Source organism: Oleiphilus sp. HI0128, assembly GCF_001635365.1.
The window spans coordinates 1-825 of the sequence record NZ_LWGG01001537.1; the positions used below are offsets into that span (position 1 = coordinate 1).

Below are 825 nucleotides of genomic sequence, written 5' to 3' on the forward strand. Positions count from 1 at the left end.
ACATATACACTTATATCCATAAGAATCTCATAAAAGGACTTACTATCACTATAGTATTGAATCGTGCCAAGCGCGAAAGATACTTTCTCTAAAGCGAAAAGGCTTAATTTTTTTGTATGTGATAAATCAATCCCTATATATTTTATTGCCCTTTAATCCTGATTTAAAAAGACCCGCAGCGTAATAATATGACATAATGTTCATGTCGACTCACAGTCACAAAACTAAGTCGAGTCAAGATAGAACAGCAACACAATAATATGTCAAAGGATTTGAAATGGGCTTAAAATCTTTTCTAAAAGATAAACTAGTATCAAAAGAACTAAACGTCCAACTCGATAAGATAGAAAAACCAGTTGGAACCCTTGGCTATGACCCATGGGGTTTTAACTCTGATACCAATAAGATTGTTTTTTCTTTATTCTCTGGCATTTACAACAAATACTTTCGCGTAGAGACTAGCGGGATTGAGCATACTCCCGATTCAGGGCCCGTACTAATTATCGCAAACCATAGTGGACAGCTTCCTATTGATGGAACACTTATCGGTTATGCAGTAGCAAACCGAGAAAATTCTCCTCGTTTACCTCGCGCAATGATTGAGCGCTTCTTTCCAACAGTTCCATTCCTTGGAAATTTTCTGAATCAGGTTGGTGCCGTATTAGGCGACCCTATAAATTGCGCAAAAATGCTTGAAAATGGTGAGGCTATTGTGGTTTTCCCGGAGGGAATACGAGGCTCAGGAAAGCTATACAAAGATCGCTATCAGCTTGCACGTTTCGGAAATGGCTTTGTGCACTTGGCAATGAAGCACACCACACCGAT

Annotated in this window: 1 protein-coding gene; it reads left to right on the forward strand. The window is 38.9% G+C overall.

Annotated features, from left to right (window positions below; genetic code table 11):
- Window positions 1-277: 277 nt before the first annotated feature.
- The coding region (locus A3763_RS25300) for a 1-acyl-sn-glycerol-3-phosphate acyltransferase (RefSeq protein ID WP_068760707.1) at window positions 278-825 on the forward strand (548 nt) is incomplete at its 3' end.